The 16,582-nt window shown below is 71.4% G+C and carries 17 protein-coding genes; 9 read left to right on the forward strand and 8 right to left on the reverse strand.

Translation table 11 applies throughout. From position 1 onward, the window contains the following. Positions 1–37 precede the first annotated feature (37 nt). A complete protein-coding gene (locus tag AB0E62_RS31170) occupies positions 38–1,087 on the forward strand; it encodes an endonuclease/exonuclease/phosphatase family protein (protein ID WP_362201302.1) in 1,050 nt (349 codons plus the stop codon). A gap of 93 nt (positions 1,088–1,180) precedes the next feature. Then, entirely contained in the window at positions 1,181–2,398 is a 1,218-nt protein-coding gene (locus AB0E62_RS31175; protein WP_362201305.1) for an MFS transporter, read from the forward strand. On the opposite strand, the gene AB0E62_RS31180 is transcribed toward AB0E62_RS31175, so the two are convergent. Beyond that, the gene (locus AB0E62_RS31180; RefSeq protein WP_362201308.1) at positions 2,385–2,690 is read right to left on the reverse strand and encodes a hypothetical protein; all 306 of its coding nucleotides are present in this window, start codon (positions 2,688–2,690) and stop codon (positions 2,385–2,387) included. The two genes, AB0E62_RS31175 and AB0E62_RS31180, sit on opposite strands and share 14 nt — an antisense overlap. A gap of 1,190 nt (positions 2,691–3,880) precedes the next feature. Between AB0E62_RS31180 and AB0E62_RS31185 the strand changes: the two genes are divergently transcribed. Together AB0E62_RS31185 and AB0E62_RS31190 are read left to right on the forward strand one after the other, a co-directional pair. Continuing rightward, positions 3,881–5,365: a hypothetical protein gene (locus tag AB0E62_RS31185; RefSeq protein WP_362201311.1), complete on the forward strand. Its 1,485-nt coding sequence runs from the start codon at positions 3,881–3,883 to the stop codon at positions 5,363–5,365. 48 nt (positions 5,366–5,413) lie between these two features. After that, complete coding sequence (locus AB0E62_RS31190) at positions 5,414–5,734, forward strand: hypothetical protein (protein WP_362201314.1); 321 nt, start codon at positions 5,414–5,416, stop codon at positions 5,732–5,734. Positions 5,735–5,769: 35 nt separating this feature from the next. On the opposite strand, the gene AB0E62_RS31195 is transcribed toward AB0E62_RS31190, so the two are convergent. Then, entirely contained in the window at positions 5,770–6,132 is a 363-nt protein-coding gene (locus tag AB0E62_RS31195; RefSeq protein ID WP_362201317.1) for an ATP-binding protein, read from the reverse strand. After that, on the reverse strand, positions 6,129–6,344 hold the full coding sequence (locus tag AB0E62_RS31200) for a hypothetical protein (RefSeq protein ID WP_362201320.1): 216 nt from the start codon (positions 6,342–6,344) through the stop codon (positions 6,129–6,131). Before AB0E62_RS31200 ends, AB0E62_RS31195 begins: the two co-directional genes overlap by 4 nt. A gap of 116 nt (positions 6,345–6,460) precedes the next feature. Here AB0E62_RS31200 and AB0E62_RS31205 point away from each other — a divergent pair, with 116 nt between their 5' ends. Together AB0E62_RS31205 and AB0E62_RS31210 are read left to right on the forward strand one after the other, a co-directional pair. Then, positions 6,461–7,324 (forward strand): helix-turn-helix transcriptional regulator, encoded by an 864-nt coding sequence (locus AB0E62_RS31205; protein WP_362201323.1) that lies wholly within the window; start codon positions 6,461–6,463, stop codon positions 7,322–7,324. Then, the gene (locus tag AB0E62_RS31210; RefSeq protein ID WP_362201326.1) at positions 7,296–7,577 is read left to right on the forward strand and encodes a DUF397 domain-containing protein; all 282 of its coding nucleotides are present in this window, start codon (positions 7,296–7,298) and stop codon (positions 7,575–7,577) included. The genes AB0E62_RS31205 and AB0E62_RS31210 overlap by 29 nt, the downstream gene beginning before the upstream one ends. 83 nt (positions 7,578–7,660) lie before the next feature. Here AB0E62_RS31210 and AB0E62_RS31215 read toward each other — a convergent pair whose 3' ends face one another. From AB0E62_RS31215 to AB0E62_RS31225, 3 genes are all read right to left on the reverse strand, one after another. Beyond that, the gene (locus AB0E62_RS31215) at positions 7,661–9,604 is read right to left on the reverse strand and encodes a S53 family peptidase (RefSeq protein ID WP_362201329.1); all 1,944 of its coding nucleotides are present in this window, start codon (positions 9,602–9,604) and stop codon (positions 7,661–7,663) included. A gap of 137 nt (positions 9,605–9,741) precedes the next feature. Continuing rightward, positions 9,742–10,374, reverse strand: coding sequence for a DUF305 domain-containing protein (locus AB0E62_RS31220; RefSeq protein WP_362201332.1), 633 nt, complete (start codon positions 10,372–10,374; stop codon positions 9,742–9,744). Further along, complete coding sequence (locus tag AB0E62_RS31225; protein ID WP_362201335.1) at positions 10,371–11,048, reverse strand: DUF3105 domain-containing protein; 678 nt, start codon at positions 11,046–11,048, stop codon at positions 10,371–10,373. Before AB0E62_RS31225 ends, AB0E62_RS31220 begins: the two co-directional genes overlap by 4 nt. 138 nt (positions 11,049–11,186) lie before the next feature. Here AB0E62_RS31225 and AB0E62_RS31230 point away from each other — a divergent pair, with 138 nt between their 5' ends. Continuing rightward, on the forward strand, positions 11,187–11,633 hold the full coding sequence (locus tag AB0E62_RS31230) for an Rrf2 family transcriptional regulator (protein WP_362201338.1): 447 nt from the start codon (positions 11,187–11,189) through the stop codon (positions 11,631–11,633). A gap of 21 nt (positions 11,634–11,654) precedes the next feature. Here AB0E62_RS31230 and AB0E62_RS31235 read toward each other — a convergent pair whose 3' ends face one another. Continuing rightward, a complete protein-coding gene (locus tag AB0E62_RS31235) occupies positions 11,655–12,293 on the reverse strand; it encodes a hypothetical protein (protein ID WP_362201341.1) in 639 nt (212 codons plus the stop codon). Positions 12,294–12,478: 185 nt separating this feature from the next. On the opposite strand from AB0E62_RS31235, the gene AB0E62_RS31240 reads away from it, so the two are divergent. Both AB0E62_RS31240 and AB0E62_RS31245 read left to right on the forward strand, forming a co-directional pair. Further along, entirely contained in the window at positions 12,479–13,933 is a 1,455-nt protein-coding gene (locus AB0E62_RS31240) for a basic amino acid/polyamine antiporter (RefSeq protein ID WP_362201344.1), read from the forward strand. Positions 13,934–13,973: 40 nt separating this feature from the next. Beyond that, a complete protein-coding gene (locus tag AB0E62_RS31245; RefSeq protein WP_362201347.1) occupies positions 13,974–15,236 on the forward strand; it encodes an arginine deiminase in 1,263 nt (420 codons plus the stop codon). A 20-nt stretch (positions 15,237–15,256) separates the two neighbouring features. Here the strand turns inward: AB0E62_RS31245 and AB0E62_RS31250 are convergent, their stop codons facing one another. Beyond that, on the reverse strand, positions 15,257–16,441 hold the full coding sequence (locus AB0E62_RS31250) for a globin domain-containing protein (protein WP_362201350.1): 1,185 nt from the start codon (positions 16,439–16,441) through the stop codon (positions 15,257–15,259). Between the last annotated feature and the right edge of the window lie 141 nt (positions 16,442–16,582).

Below are 16,582 nucleotides of genomic sequence, written 5' to 3' on the forward strand. Positions count from 1 at the left end.
ATGAACGGTGTGCACGGCAGGCAGTGAGGCAGACGGTATGGCGCAGCAGGCGTACAGGACGGAGACGGCGGACGGCGGCTCGGGGCCCGAGCGACCGGGGACCCGGCTCCGACGCCTCGCGCACCGGCTGGTCTCCGGCTGGCGGGGCGATCCGCGCATCTGGCGGCGCGGCGCCGTCCTCGCCGGGCTGGCCCTGCTGCTCGCCCTGGTGATGCTGCTGCACGCGCACATCCCCAACGCGGTGGGCAACCTGGGCAGCCTCACCGAGACCTTCCTGCCCTGGCTGGGCCTGGCCATCCCGGTGCTGCTGGTGCTCGGCGTGCTGCGCAAGTCGGCGACCGCGCTCATCGCCGTGCTCCTCCCGGCGATCGTGTGGCTGAACCTCTTCGGCGGACTGCTCGTCGGCCGCACGGGCGCCGGCGGCGATCTCATGGTCGCCACCCACAACGTCAACGCGGACAACCCCGACCCGGCCGCCACCGCCACCGGCGTGGCCGCGTCCGGCGCCGACGTGCTGGCCCTGGAGGAACTGCCGGCCTCCGCCGTCCCCGTCTACGAGAAGGCGCTCGCGCCGACGTACCGGCACCACGCGGTGGTCGGCACCGTCGGGCTGTGGAGCAAGTACCCGATGACCGATGTGCGGGCCGTCGACATCAAGCTCGGCTGGAAGCGGGCGATGCGCGCCACCCTCGCGACCCCCGAGGGCCCGGTCGCGGTCTACGTCGCCCACCTGCCCTCCGTCCGGGTGAAGATCGAGGCCGGGTTCACCGCGCGGCAGCGGGACAAGAGCGCCGACGCGCTCGGCGAGGCCATCGCCGACGAGCCCCTGCGCCGGGTGGTGCTGCTCGGCGACCTCAACGGCACCATGAACGACCGCTCGCTCAACGCCGTCACCTCCCAGCTGCGCTCCACCCAGGGCGCGGCGGGCAGCGGCTTCGGTTTCAGCTGGCCGGCGTCGTTCCCGATGGCGCGCATCGACCAGATCATGGTCCGGGGCGCGGAGCCGGAGAGCAGCTGGACGCTACCGCGCACCGACAGCGACCACCTGCCGGTGGCGGCCCGTGTGAAGCTGGACACAGGCGCGTAACCCGCTGGAATATCGACCCTGAGAGCGTTTGTTCGGCACGGGAACATACTGCGAAACTTTCCGTCCCCCCTTCTCCGCTCTGAAAGGTCCCTCATGCCCCTGGCCCTGCTCGCCCTAGCCGTGGGCGCCTTCGGCATCGGTACGACCGAGTTCGTGATGATGGGCCTGCTGCCCGACGTCGCGGACGACCTGCACATCTCGATCCCCGCCGCCGGGCACCTGGTCTCGGCGTACGCGCTGGGCGTGGTCATCGGTGCCCCGCTGCTGGCCGCGCTCACCGCCCGCATGTCCCGCCGTACGGTGCTGATCGCGCTGATGGCCCTGTTCGTGGCCGGCAACGCGCTGTCCGCGTTCGCCCCCGGCAACGGCTCGCTGCTCGCCGCCCGGTTCCTCAGCGGCCTGCCGCACGGCGCCTTCTTCGGCGTGGGTGCGGTCGTCGCCACGGCGATGGTCCCGCCGGAGCGCAAGGCCCGCTCGGTGTCCCTGATGTTCCTCGGTCTGACCGTCGCCAACATCGCGGGCGTCCCCGCCGCCACCCTCATGGGCCAGCACCTTGGCTGGCGGGCGACGTTCCTCGCGGTGAGCGCGATCGGCGTGGCCGCGATAGCGTCCCTGGCCTTCCTGATCCCCCGCGACCACGCCCCCGCCCCCGCGGCGGGCCTGCGCGGCGAACTGGCCGCCCTGCGGTCCCTGCCGGTCTGGCTGGCCCTCGGCACGACGGTGGCGGGGTTCGGCGCGCTGTTCGCGGCGTACAGCTACGTCACCCCGATGCTGACCGGCACGGCGGGCTACGCGGAGACGAGCGTGACCCTGCTGCTGGCCCTGTTCGGCGTGGGCGCGACGGCGGGCAACCTGCTGGGCGGCCGCCTGGCGGACCACTCCCTGCGGGCCACCCTGTTCGGCGGTCTCGCGTCGCTGGTGCTGGTCCTGCTGCTGTTCCCCCTGATGATGCGGGCGGAGTGGAGCGCGGCGCTCGCGGTCGCGCTGCTGGGCATGGCGGCGTTCGTCACCGGCTCCCCGCTCCAGCTGATGGTGATGGAGAAGGCGTCGGCGGCTCCCTCCCTCGCCTCCTCGGCCAATCAGGCGGCCTTCAACCTGGCCAACGCGGGTGGCGCGTGGCTGGGCGGGCTGGCGCTCTCGGCGGGCTTCGGTACGACGTCGCCCGCGCTGGCCGGTGCGGTGCTGGCGGTGCTGGGGCTGGGGGTGGCCGGCGTGTCGTACGGGGTGGACCGTCGGCGGTCCGTGGTGGGTGGGGGGCGTGTGGTGGCCGCGCATGTGCCGTCGGGCGTGGAGACGCCTAGTCACCGATGAACCACAGGCACCCGCCGGGTGTTCCGGCGCAGGCTGTGAGCATCTCGGCGAGGTCGAGGAGGGCGGCCCGCTGGAAGGGGCTGGTGCACTTGTCCACCAGGGCGGTCACCTCGGGGAGGGCGGCCTGTGCGTCCTGCTCGGTGAAGCGGGTGTCACGGTAGGGGTCGATCTGTGAGAGGCGGCCCTGTCCTGGTGGGACGAGCGTGTCCAGGGCGAGCGCGAGGGTTTCCCCGTGTTCGTACGAGCGCCGTACGACGGTGTCCCGTTGCCGCAGCTCCAGTTCGATGCCCATGCGTTCCTCTAGGTGCGTTTCTATACGTTTCTGTACGTTTGCGAGGTGGCCGTTGGGCCGCTCGCTTCTTGGTCAGTGTCGGGCTTCCGCGGTCCGCGTCAAGGGCGCTGCGCGTCGCCTTCGGCGATGGGCCTGCGGCCCACCCTCGACCCGGCCGCTCCAGCCCGGGTCAGAAGCGAGCGAGCGGCCCGGGGGAACGGGGGGCCGGACCGGTACCGGGCCCATGGATGGGCTACGAGGCCCTGTCGGCAGGGGGCGCGGTCGCGTCTCGCCTGCACGCCGGGTGGGTCGAGCGGGTTCGGGGTCGGTGGGGGTGGGTGCGTGTTCTCGCCTCGCCTGCTCGCTGGGCAGGTTCGGCGGCCTTCGGGCCGGTGGGGGTGGGGTGCGGTCGCGTCTGGTGTGGATGTCGGGTGGGTTGAGCGGGTTTTGGGTCGGTGGTGGGTGCGTGTTCTTGCCTTGCCTGCTCGCTGGGCAGGTTCGGCGGCCTTCGGGTCGGTGGGGGTGGGGCGCGGTCGCGTCTGGCGTGGATGCCGGGTGGGTTGAGCGGGTTTTGGGCCGGTGGTGGGTGCGTGTTCTTGCCTTGCCTGCTCGCTGGGCAGGCTCGGCGGCCTTCGGGCCGGTGGCGGGTGTGCATCCTCGCCTTGCCGGCCCGCCGGGTGAGCTGGGCGGTTCCCGGGCCGGTGGGGGTGGGGCGCGGTCGCGTTTCGCGTGGGCGCCGGGTCGGCTTGGCGGCTTGCGGCGCCAGTGGTGGGCGAGGGGTGGTGGCGTGAGGGGGGGTTATTTGTGGATGGGCGTTCCAAAATGGTCCAGCGAGCACGGCCAGGGGGCCTCGGCTCCGCTGGTGGCGGATCATCCACCGCGTGTTCGTCGCGCCGCTGCCATGCCGTCTCCAGCAGAAAACCCGCCCCGAGGATTCTCGGGGCGGGTTCTCGGTCGAGCGCCGGGCAGGCCTTGCACCTGCATCTCCCCACAGGAAGTGGGGCGTCTTTCCTTGGACCACCAACGCACCGCCAGCCGGGCCGCGTTCGCCCGCTTGCTTGTGATGATCGTATCCCATCCGTCGGCCGCCACGCGAGTGTGCGCGCGGCCGGGACAACTCCCTTGCGGCGCCCTATGGTTGAGGTGCTCGACAGGAGGGGGGACCCGTGGAGCAACGCCGAACCGCTGTCTTGCCGCAGTACGTGGAAGACATGCCTACCCGGGAACTGTGCGGCTGGACGTACCGAAGTGCCGAGTTCGCGGACGGGATGACCGAGCACTTCGTGACGGAGAGGTTCAGAGCCCACGGCCGCCCGCAGGGCCTCGACCTCGTCGCCGTGGTCCGGCACGCCTGCCGGGCGCGGCGGCTGCACCTGTTCCGCGACGTCATGCTCTCGCTCTGCCTGGCCGTCCTGGTGGCGGGCGTGGTGGGGATCGCCGCGGCGCTGGTCAGCCGGGACATGGCGCGCCTGGCCGGCTGTCTCCGGCTCGCCGTGTACGCCTTGCTGGCGGCGGCGGTCGTCGCGTACGTCTGGAACTGGGGCCTGACCCGGTTCCAGCAGGCCGTCCTCTGGGGAGAGGCCCGCCCGCGGGACGGCGCCGGGCCGGTGGACGCCGCGCTGGAGTCGGACCTGGAGGCGCTGGAAGCCGCGAACGTGGTCCTGTACCGGTCGAAGGGGCGGGGCGGCGAGGAGCCGTTCGTCGACAGCGGCATCCTCGTGCTGCAACGGACCTGGCCGAGCATCGACATCAGCCGCCCCGCCCCGGGGGACGGTGGCGACCGGCCGGCCATGAGCGAGGTGAAGCCGGCCGAGGTGCACGCGTACATGGCCGAGCACCTGCCCCGGGCCGCGGGACTCGACGGGCTGCGGGCCTGCAACCGCCTGTACGTGCAGGGGGACCGCGTGCGTGACATCGACCGGGGTGGGCTGTTCGGCAAGGGCCGCCGCCGGCCGCTGGTGAACGTCGACGCGGCGCTCGTCGACGAGGGCATCACCGCCGCGAGCATGGCCATGCGCACCTACCTCACCCTGGAGCTGGTCGGTTCCGGCGGTTCCTACGTCGTCACGATGCACGTCCGCGCCCGGGTCTCGCAGTCGCAACTGTCCTGGCAACTGGCCGCCTACTACGTGCCCCCGGTGAACGCCGGCTTCGGTGACCGCCCCATGGGCTGGGCGGAGACGGCCTGGCGCACGCTCGGTTCCACCCGCGCCCGGTTCCGCGCCGATCTGTTCGGGTCGGCCGGCCGGGTCCTCGGCCGGCCGAGGCGGTACCTGACCGACGGCTTCCGGCTGCTGTGGCGCAGCCACCGCGTCCGGCAGCCCCACGGCTACTTCGACTACGGCGCCTCCGGGACGCTGCGCGCGGCCGTGTCCGACCCCGACCGCACCCATGACCTGACACAGCAGATGGACGCCCAGCTCGCCCTCCAGCGCATGCAGGAGGCCCTGCTCACCCTGACGGAACGGTTCCTGGAGGAACACGGCATCGACACCTCCGGCCTGCGCGACACCCGCGTCACCATCACCCTCCAGACGTACAACTTCAGCGGGCCGATCCACGGCCAGAACATCTTCGGGGACGGCGGCACCAACATCCTCACCGGTACGGGCTCCTCGCCCGGCGCTCCGGAGAGAGCCGCCCAGGGGACACCGCCGGTTCCGTCCGGAAGCACCGCGGGAGGCACGGGCACCTGAGCGGGCCGCACCGGCCCGGCCCCGGCGACCGATCCATGGAAGGCAGCCATGAGCACGTACAGGTTCGGCAACGTCGAGTTCCACGGCGGCCGTCAGCAGTTCGGCGACGGGACGGTCAGCGTGGCGGCCGACAGTTTCGAAGCGGCCCGTCTGATCGCGGGCGTCCTGGTCGGCCGGGTCGGCGCGGAACAGCCGGAGCAGACGCCGGAGGCCGAGGCGCTGCGCGATGAACTGGCCGCGGCCGGCTCGCCGCAGGCGCTGGACGGCTCCCGCGTGCGCTCCTGGCTGACCACGATCAGCACGGGCGCCACCGCGGGCGGCACCGTGCTGGGACTGCTGGAGGAGCTGAGAAGACTGCTGGGCCTGTGACCTCCCCGCCGCGTCGGGGAGGCCCGGCATCTTCTTCAGTTCCTCAGCTCACACCACACCGTCTTGCGGTCGGGTCCCTGCACCACGCCCCAGCACTCGGCCAGCGCGGCCACGAGCGCCAGACCCCGCCCCGACTCCTCCGACTCCGTCGCGGACAGCAGCACGGGCAACGCGCGCGGATCGGGATCGGTCACCTCGATACGGGTACGGCCGTGCTGGGGCGCCGTCCCGATGACCCGTACGGTCACCGGCGTCCCGTCGCCCAAGTGGTCGATGACGTTCGTCAGCAACTCGGTCGCGCACAGACGTACGTCGTACCCGTGGTCCCGGAGCTGGTGACGGAGCACCGGCGCGGCCTTCGGCGTCGCCAGCAACTGGAACTCCAGGGACGTGATCACTGCTCCGCCGCCTTCCGCAGTACGGCGGCCAGGGCCCGCGCCGTGGTCGTGTTGCAGTTCCCGAGCGAGACGAGGCCGGGGCTGTGCGAATCCGCGAAGCTCGGCAGGTCGACCTGGAGCGACGGAAGCGTGAGGCCGTGCAGGGCGAGGGCGGCGCGTAGTTCCTCTACGCAGACGGTGACGACGTAGGGCGCGGGGGAGTGGTCTGACATGTGGGGGCTGCAACCTTCTGTGCGTTGTGTGACGAACGCCTCACAGAATGTCGCCGACCTCGCTACCGTGAAAGGGGTTTCGCGTTCGCGATCACGGCAGCGGAGGAGAATGAGCGATGGCTCGCGGCAAGGACATCGACGGTTCGATCAGCGTCCCCACCTTCTACGGCAAGGAGTTGCGGTGGAAGAGGGAAGCGGCGGGCCTGTCGCTGGAAGCGTTCCTCAAGGGCAGCTTCTACGGCAAGAGTTACCTCAGCGACATCGAACGCGGCGAGCGACGGATGCCCCTTGACTTGGCCCGGCACGCGGATCGGGTCCTGGGCACCGACGGCTTCTTCGAGCGCCGCTGCGAGGACGTGCAGAAGGCGAGGAGGGCTGGGCATGCCGCGTACTTCGAGAAGGTGCTGGAGGCGGAGAGGCACGCCCTGACCATCGAGGAGTGGAGTCCGATGCTCTTCCCCGGACTACTTCAGACTCCGGCTTACGCGCGCGCCGTCGTTCTGGCAGCTGTGCCGATGTCCCTGGACGAGGAGGTTGAGGAGAGGGTCAGCGCCCGAATGGCACGCGCCGACCTCTTCGAAGTAGACCACCACACGCCGGAGTATTGGGTGATCCTGCACGAGTCGCTGCTCACCGACCCGATTCTGTCGCCCGAAGGCATGGCCGCACAGCTTGACCGGATCGTTGAGTTGGCCGAGCGCCGCCGGATCACTTCGCAGGTTCTGTTGCGGAAGTGCGGAGCGCATCCTTTCATGACCGGCTCCGCGAAGATCATGACCTTTGCCGAGGCCCCGCCACTGTTCTACACAGAGGCGCTGCACAGTGGTGACACCATCGATGATCAGGCTCTCGTGAAGGAGTATCGCAGGTCGTACGATCGCCTCAGGGCCGTCGCGCTTTCCCCGGAGGCGTCCCTGGACCTGATCAAAGCTGCGGCAGAGGACTACCGAAATGGCAAGCGCCCGAATCGACTTGAGTGACGCTCTCTGGTTCAAGAGCAGCTACAGCAACGGAACCGGCGGCGACTGCGTCGAAGTGGCCAGCGACTTCCGCGGTGCCGCCCTCTGGCGCAAGTCGAGTTACAGCAACGAAAGCGGCGGCAACTGCGTAGAGGTCGCCGACAACATCCCCGGCCTCGTCCCCGTCCGAGACTCCAAGCGTCCCGACGGCCCCGCCCTCATCCTCCCCGCCGCCGCCTGGACCCCCTTCATCGCCGCACTCAAGTCCCGGTAACGGCAGGAAGCCTCGCTACGACCTGGCGCACAACGCGGAGGGGCGTGAGGCAGTACGCCTCACGCCCCAGGCAGCGCGGCGACTCAGTGCCGCCGGAACGACTGCACGTACCCGTTCGCCGGCGAGCCGACGCCCGTCACGTCGTCGTAGCCCTTGACCGCCGACAGGGAGCTGTCGTGGCCGAGGGAGCGGGCCGAGTACAGGAGGCCGTCCGCCGCGTCGAGGCCGTTGGCGAAGTCGACGCGGGCCACCGCGAGGCCGGAGCCCGTGGGGTTGTCGGTGACGTCGTGGTAGACGCCCCGCTTGCCGTACTTGGCGTAGATCGCCGGGTTGGCGAAGCCGAGGGGTGCGCCGCCTCGGGCCTCCTGGGCCAGGGCCTGGACCGCCGCGATGACCGGCGCCGCCAGCGACGTGCCGCCGATGCGGTACTCGCTGTACCGCTCCGTGCCGTCCGGGAAGGTCTGCGTCTGGCCGACCAGGAACCCGGTGTTCGGGTCGGCGATGGCCGCGATGTCGGGGACCACCCGGTTGCCGGCGGTGTTGTTCGCCTTGGCCAGGGAGTCGGGGACCACGCCCTTCTGGTAATACGGCTGCGGCACGGTCCGGCTGGTCCCGCCGCCCGCACCGGAGGTGAACGTGCCCGGGAAGTTCTCCCACGTCTTGCCGTCGGCCGAGAGGGAGGACTTCTCGGTGCCCCAGCCGGTCTCCCACAGGTACGTGTCGCCCTTGCCGACCGCCAGCGACGTACCGCCGACCGCCGTCACCCACGCCGAGTTGGCCGGGGTGTCGACCTGCTTCGTACCGGTGTTGGCGACCTCGTCGCCGTTGTCGCCGGAGGAGAAGTAGAAGCCGATGCCCTGCACCGCGCCGAGCTGGAAGACCTGGTCGTACGCGGCGGCCAGGTCCGGCGTCTGGTTGGCCTCGATGTCGCCCCAGGAGTTGGAGACGATGTCGGCCAGGTGGTTGTCGACGATCTTGCCGAGGGAGTCCAGCAGGTCGTCGTCGTAGCAGGAGGCCGCGCCGACGTAGGTGATGTCCGCGTTCGGCGCCACCGCGTGCGCGGCCTCGACGTCGAGGGTCTCCTCGCCGTACCAGCCGGCCGCGCCGCACTCCTCGGTCTTGGTGTAGTTCTTCGGGAGGACCTGGTGCAGCTGACCGGTCTTCCAGGCCGCGTCGCCGTTCTTCGCCGCGTACTGCGCGGCGTCGTAGGCGATGGTGGGCGAGGCGTACGCGTCCGTGATCGCGATGCGCACCCCGCGGCCGGTGTACGTGCCCGCCCCGTACGCGGCGCGCAGCTGCTTGCCGGTGTAGCCCTTGACCGCGTACGGGATCTTCCCACCGTAGGCGTCGGGGAGTGTCGTCGCGATCTGCGAGCCGTAGTACGAGGAGAACGGGCCCGAGTTCTTGAACACCGCGTCCGGGGGCGGGAGCTGGTCGGCGTGGCGCGCCTTGTGCGGGGCGTTGTCCAGGCCGGTGACCGTGAGGACGGCGCCCTTCAGGGAGGCGGGGGCGGAGGCCGTCGCGGCCGGGGCGCGGTAGGTCCGGGAACCCTTGGCGAAGTCGTGCAGCTGGGTGCCGAAGGCCTTCTCGGCGGCGGCCACGTCACCGGAGACGGCGACGTAGCGCGGGGTGACCGCGGTGACGGTCAGACCGGCCGACCTCAGCCAGGACTTGACGGCGGCCACCTGGGCCCCGGTGGCGCCGAAGCGGGCCTGGGCCTGCTTGGTGCTCAGGTACCTGCCGTAGAGCGGGGAGGCCGGGTCGGAGACCGCCTTGGCGTAGGCGGCGAGGCCGGCCGCGTCCCGGCCGGCCAGATAGACGCGGGCCTTCACCTGGGCGCTGTCCGGGGTCGCGCCCTTGTCCGCCTTGGCCGTGGCCCACAGCGGCTTGGTGCCCTTCAGTACGTCACGTGCGGGGCCGTCGGCGGCATGGGCCGCGGGTATGCCCAGCGCCAGCGCGCCGGCGATCAGCGGCAGCGTCGCCGCCATGCTCACACCGGCGCGCATGGTGGCGCGGTCGGATCTCATAGAACCCCCTGCGATGCGGTTCGCATGCATGTAGTGGCTGGTGGGGCCACTCTTGCGATGAACCGTTCATGCCAGGGGAACGGGGAAGTCAAGAGAAGATCAAGCGGCGGTCACCCGGGGGGATTTCGCCCCTTGTGTCACGAACGCGGGCGCGCGCCCCGCTCCTTGAGCATTCCCGCCATCAACTCGATCTCCGACTGCTGCGCGTCCACCATGCCCTGCGCGAGCCGCTTCTCCACCCCGACCGCGCACTTGTCCACACAGCCCTCAGCCATGTGGATGCCGCCCTTGTGATGCTCCGTCATCAGCTGGAGGTAGAGCACCTCCGCCCGCTTGCCGTCGAGCGACTGGAGCTTCTTCAGCTCGGTGTTGGTGGCCATGCCCGGCATCAGCGCGCCGTCCTTGCCGGGAGGCATGTCGCCCATGCCCATCCACGTCATCGGCGGATCGGCCGACACCTTCGGCAGCCCCCACAGGTCCAGCCAGCCCAGCATCATCCCGCGCTGGTTGGCCTGGGTCTGCGCGATGTCGTACGCGAGCCGCCGCACCTCCTCGTTCTTCGTGCGGTCCCGCACGATGTACGACATCTCGACGGCCTGCTGGTGGTGGACGGCCATGTCCCGGGCGAAGCCCGCGTCGGCCGACTTCGCGTCCGGCGTCCGCGTCGCCGGACCGCCGCCGTCCTGGGCGACCGCGTAAGTGATCGCGCCGGCCGCGACGAGCACCGCCGCCGCGGTCCCGGCGACCCAGCCGATGGAGCGCCGGCTCACTTCATGACCCCGCCGGTGCACGAGGCGCCCGGCTCGGGCGTCTGGTCACCCTGCACGTACTTTTCGAAGAACCTGGCCACTTCCGGGTCCTTCGCGCTCTTGACCGCCACCTGGTGACCCCAGGCCGACAGCAGCAGCGGGGAGTCCTGCTTCTCGTACGGGCTGATCAAGGAGTACGGCGTGTTCTCGACCTTCGCCGCGAGCGCGTCGACGTCCGCCTTGGGCGCCTTGGCGGTGTACGTCACCCAGACCGCGCCGTGCTCCAGCGAATGCACGGCGTTCTCCTCCGGCACCGGCTCGGTGTAGACGTCACCGTTGCAGTTCAGCCAGACCGGGTTGTGGTTGCCGCCGACCGGCGGGTGCATCGGGTACGACACCTTGGTCGTCACATGCGTCCGGGCCAGCTTGCCCGACCAGGTCCGCACCCCGTCCTTGCCGGTGGTGAAGTGCCCGGAGTCGCCGGAACCCTTGGCGTCACCGCTCGCCGTGGAGTCCTTGCCGTCCGACTGCGAGTTCACCAGGACCACGCCGCCGACGACGAGACCGGCGACGACCACCACGCTGGCGGCGATGGTGAGGATCCGGTTGCGGCGTTCCCGGGCACGCTCGGCGCGCCGCATCTCGTCTATGCGCGCCTTGCGCGCCGCGGTGCTGCTGTTCTTGCCGGAGCCCATGTGACGTGTCCTTCGGGTAAGGAATGGGTGGGACGGTGGGGCTCGCTGATCGTAATGCGGAAAGGGCCGACTTCCGTAGGGATCGCACGGCGGTACGGATGATTTGGCGCCAGGGTGGGCATTCCCTACGCTCGCGGTATGCGGCTGCTGCGCTCCACCGACCTGGCCCTGCGCGTCCTGATGCGACTCGCCGTCGCCGCCGGCACCACTCCCACGACCCGCCAGGTCGCCGCCGACATGGAGGTGCCCTACACGCATGCCGCGAAGGTGGTCGCCGAGCTCCAGCACCTCGGCCTGGTCGACGCCCGCCGGGGCCGGGGCGGCGGGCTCGCGCTGACGGAGAAGGGCCGTACGGCGTCCGTGGGCGCGGTGGTGCGCGCCTTCGAGGGCGAGGGCGACGTGGTGGACTGCGAGGGCACGCCGGGCTGCCCGCTGCGCTCCGGCTGCCGGCTGCGGGGAGCGCTGCGGCGGGCCCAGGAGGCGTTCTTCGCCACCCTGGACCCGATCACGGTCTCCGACATCGTCACCGACCCGACCGGCCCCCTGCTGCTGGGCATCTCGCGGGGGCCGGCGGACGGGGACTGAGCCGGTCCCCGACGGCCGGGTTCAGTAGCGTTGTGCCTTGGCGAGGACGGGCGTCAGCCGCGGTTCCGGCGGCTGGTGGCTGAAGACGATCGGCTGTTCCTTCTTGCCCGGCCCGAGGTCCTCGGCGCCGGTGTACCGGGTCTCGACGACCTTGCCGTCCGCGTTCTTGAAGTCCACCTGTACGGCGTACGACGCTTTGCCGTCCGTCTTGTTGGTGATGGCGACCCGGACGGCGAGCACGCCCCCGGTCTCCGCCCTGGGGATTCCCGTCATGCCCACCTCGGCGAGCGCGTTGCCGCGGCCGTGGACCTTCTTCAGCTCCCTCTCCGCCGCCGCGTTCCTGCGCTGGGTCTCGGCCTCCACCGACGCCTCGAACTCCGAGGCGCGCGCCGAGGCGGACGAGGCCGCCGCGGAGGCCGAGACGCTGGCCGAGCTGATGGCCGCGGACGCCGACGACGCCAGGGCCGACGGCAGTTCCCCGCTGAAGGAGGAGGCGTTCGGGGTGCGGGGGGTGTCGGTACGGGCCGGGGAACCGGTGTCCCGACCGCCGCCGTCGCCGCAGCCGGCGAGCGCACCGACGAGCAGGAGGCCGCCGAGGGCGCTTCCGACGGTGATCCGGCGTGCGCGCCTGGTGGGGCCGGTGAGTCGTCCTGTAGGCATGGGGCCGTCCATGGGGTGGGGTTTCGTGCCCTCATCGTCGGTGACGGGCCTGCCGCCTGCTACTCGAACGGTCCGACGGGCCGACCGCCGGGGCCGGAGGCGTACGTGCGGACGCGGTGAAGATGCCGGGGATCACGCCGTGCCGCACAGTGGTGGCATCCGCTCCCTGATCCCCGGGGGATGGCATGTCGCAGGCCGCAGTCCCCGTCACCGGCCGGGAAGCCCCGCCCCCCGCCAAGCTGCCGCTGCTCACGCTCACCGCGATGGTCGTCGGGTCGATGGTGGGCGCCGGGGTGTTCTCCCTGCCCGCCCGGTTCGCGCAGGAGACGGGGGTCGCGGGTGCGCTGATCGCCTGGGGGGTCGCCGGCACGGGCATGCTGATGCTCGCCTTCGTCTTCCAGTCCCTGGCCGTCCGCCGGCCCGACCTGGACGCCGGGGTGTACGCGTACGCCAAGGCCGGCTTCGGCGAGTACCTGGGTTTCTTCTCCGCCTTCGGCTACTGGGCCAGCACCTGCGTCGGCAACGTGACGTACTGGGTCCTGATCATGTCGACCATCGGGTCGGTCTGGCCCGAGCTGGGCGACGGGGACACCGCCGTGGCCGTGGTGCTGTCCTCCGTCGGACTGTGGGCCTTCTTCTGGATGATCCGCCGCGGAGTGAAGGAGGCCACCGCCATCAACAGGATCGTCACGGTGGCCAAACTCGTCCCGATCCTGATGTTCGTCCTTCTGGCCCTGTTCGCCTTCGACACCGGCGTCTTCGCGGACAACTTCCGGGGCGCGGACTACGCCGGTTCGCTCTTCTCCCAGGTGCGCGGCACCATGCTCGCCACCGTGTTCGTCTTCCTCGGCGTCGAGGGGGCCAGCGTCTACTCCCGGCACGCCAGACGCCGTTCCGACGTGGGACGGGCGACCGTGCTCGGCTTCCTGAGCGTGTTCGCCGTCTTCGCGTCGGTGACCATCGTGTCGTACGGCATCCTGCCGATGGCCGAGATCGCCGCGCTGCGCCAGCCGTCGATGGCCGGAGTCCTGGAGGCCGCCGTCGGCACCTGGGGCCGGGTCTTCGTCGGCGTCGGGCTGATCGTGTCCGTCCTGGGCGCCTATCTGGCCTGGACGCTGATGGCCGCCGAGGTGCTCTTCGTCGCCGCCCAGGACGACGACATGCCGCGCTTCCTGCGCCGCGCCAACGCCGTCGACGTGCCCGTGCCGGCCCTGCTGATGACATCGCTGCTCACCCAGGCGGTGCTGATCGTCACCAGTTTCTCGGACGACGCGTTCGACTTCGCGCTCAACCTGACCAGCGCCCTGTCGCTCATCCCGTACCTGCTGGCGGCGGCCTTCGCCGTCCGGGTCGGCACCCGTGCGGGCCCCGGCACCATCGGGGGCCGGACGTCCCGGCGGGAGGTGACCGTCGCGGTCGTCGCCACCCTGTACACGGCCTTCCTGCTGTACGCGGCCGGGCCGAAGTTCCTCCTCGTGTCGTTCATCCTCTACGCCCCGGCGACCCTGCTGTTCGTCATGGCCCGCCGCGAACAGGGCCGGCGCCTGTTCGCGCCCCGCGAGCTGGTCGTCCTGGCCGTCTCCGTGGCCGGCGCGGTGGTCGGCGTCGTGGCCCTGGCGGCCGGCTGGATCAGCCTGTGAGAGTCCCCCTTCCCGCCCCCGTCCCCTCCCGGGAGGTCCCGTGACCGGCAGCGACGGCGCCGTCCGCCCCGTGCTCGGCGTGCACTCCGAAGTCGGCAGGCTCCGCAAGGTCCTGGTGTGCTCCCCGGGGCTCGCGCACCGGCGGCTGACCCCCACCAACTCCGCCGAGCTGCTCTTCGACGACGTGATGTGGGTGGAGAACGCCCAGCGCGACCACGCGGACTTCGTCGACGGGCTGACCCGGCGCGGGGTGGAGGTGGTCGAGCTGCACGACCTCCTGGCGCAGACCATGGCGATCCCGGAGGCGAAGGCGTGGCTCCTGGACCGCAAGATCGTCCCCAACCGGGTCGGCATCGGCCTGGTCGACGCCACCCGCGACTACCTGGAGACGCTTCAGCCGCGGCGACTGGCCGAGTACCTCATCGGCGGGCTCGCCACCAGCGACCTGCCGGAGGACTATCGCTGCGGGTACCTCGCGCTCGCCCTGGAGTCCACCGGGGCCCGGGAGTACCTGATGCCGCCGCTGCCCAACACCCTGTACACCCGCGACACCACCTGCTGGCTGTACGGCGGCCTCACCCTCAACCCGCTGTACTGGCCCGCGCGGCACGACGAGACGCTGCTGATGAAGGCGGTCTACACCTTCCACCCCGACCTCAAGGGGGCGACGGTGTGGTGGGGCGACCCCGAGCTGGACTGGGGCCAGGCCACCTTCGAGGGCGGCGACATCATGCCCGTCGGCAACGGCGTCGTCCTCATGGGCATGAGCGAGCGCACCTCCCGTCAGGCCGTCACCCAGGTCGCCGCCGCCCTGTTCCGCGCGGGCGCCGCCGAGCACGTGATCGTCGCCGGGATGCCGAAGCTGCGGGCCGCCATGCACCTGGACACGGTGTTCACCTTCGCCGACCGGGACGTCGTCACGCTCTACCCCCGGATCATGGACGCGGTGCACACCTTCTCGCTGCGCCCCGCCGACCGGGCTCCCGGCTTCGACATCACCGACGAGGGCACGACGCCCTTCGTCGAGGTGGTCGCCAAGGCGCTGGGGCTGTCCTCACTGCGGGTGGTGGAGACCGGCGGCGATGTGTACGCCTCCGAACGCCAGCAGTGGGACAGCGGCAACAACGCGGTCGCCGTGGAGCCCGGCGTGGTGTTCACCTACGACCGCAACACGCTCACCAACGCCCTGCTGCGCCGGGCCGGCATCGAGGTCGTCACCATCGTGGGCGCCGAGCTGGGCCGCGGGCGCGGCGGGGGCCACTGCATGACCTGTCCGCTCGCCCGGGACCCGGTCGACTTCTGACGGGCTCGTCAGGCCGTCCGTCAGCCCTGCGCCAGCCACAGGTCGGGGCCGAACACCTCGTAGTGGATGCCGGCCGGGGCCACGCCCTTCTCGATCAGCTGGGCGCGGACCGCGCGCATGAACGGCAGCGGGCCGCACAGGTACGCGCGGGTGCCGGGCCGTACGGCGATGTCCGCCAGGTCGACCAGGCCGGTGCGGGTGCCGGGCTCGGCGTCCCGCTCGTAGAAGAAGTGCACGTCGGCGTCGGACAGCTTGCCGGCGTGGGCGGTGTGGTCGGCGCGCAGGGCGTGGTCGGCGGGGGAGCGGTCGCCGTGCACGACGGTGACCGGGCCGCGGTGGCCGGCGGCGGCGAGGCCGGCCAGCATCGCGATCATCGGGGTCACGCCGATGCCCGCCGAGGCGAGCAGCACCGGGGTGTCGTCACCGGCGTCCAGGACCAGGTCGCCGTAGGGCTCGGACAGCTCCAGGACGTCACCGGGCCGCACCTGGGCGTGCAGGTGGGTGGAGACCTCGCCGTCGGGCGTGGCGCCGCCGTGCACCCGCTTGACGCTGAACTGGCGCACCGACTCGGCGGGCGCCCCGGTCAGGCTGTACTGCCGTATCTGCCGGGCGCCGTCGGGCAGGGTGACGCCGACGGAGACGTACTGACCGGCGCGGAAGGCCGTCACCGGGCCGCCGTCCGCCGGGCGCAGCCGGAAGGTGACGACGTCGGCGGTCTCCTCGACCCGCTCGACCACCTCCCAGCGGCGCGGGCCCGGGCCGCCGCTCTCCTCGTAGAGCCGCTTCTCGATCGCGATCAGCGCGTTGGCCATCAGCCAGTAGACCTCGTCCCAGGCGGCGGCCACCTCGGGCGTGACGGCCTCGCCGAGGATCTCGGCGATCGCGGCGAAGAGGTGCTCGTGGACGACCCGGTACTGCTCCGGCGCCACGCCCAGGGAGGCGTGCTTGTGGGCGATGCGGCCGAGCATCGCGTCCGGCCGCCGGCCGGGGTGGTCCAGCAGGTGGGTGGCGAAGGCGGCGATGGAGCCGGCGAGGGCCTGCCGCTGGGTGCCGGCGGCCTGGTTGCCGCGGTTGAACAGGTCGCGCAGCAGTTCGGGGTGGGCGTCGAAGAGGCGGTCGTAGAACCGCTCGGTGATCTCGCCGATGGCCGCACCGACGGCGGGCAGGGTGGCGCGGACGGTGGCTGCGGACTGCTCGGTCAGCATCACGGCTCCTCGTGGGACGTCTGGGCACTGGCACGCTATGAAAATTGGCATATGAGATGCAAATTAAACGGGCGTGGAATCGCTCACCCCGGCCGGCCGGTGGAAACGGACCGGCCATTACGGATACCGGTGCGAGCAGGC

Origin of the sequence: Streptomyces sp. NPDC038707 (assembly GCF_040636485.1) — a bacterium.
Taxonomy (GTDB): domain Bacteria; phylum Actinomycetota; class Actinomycetes; order Streptomycetales; family Streptomycetaceae; genus Streptomyces.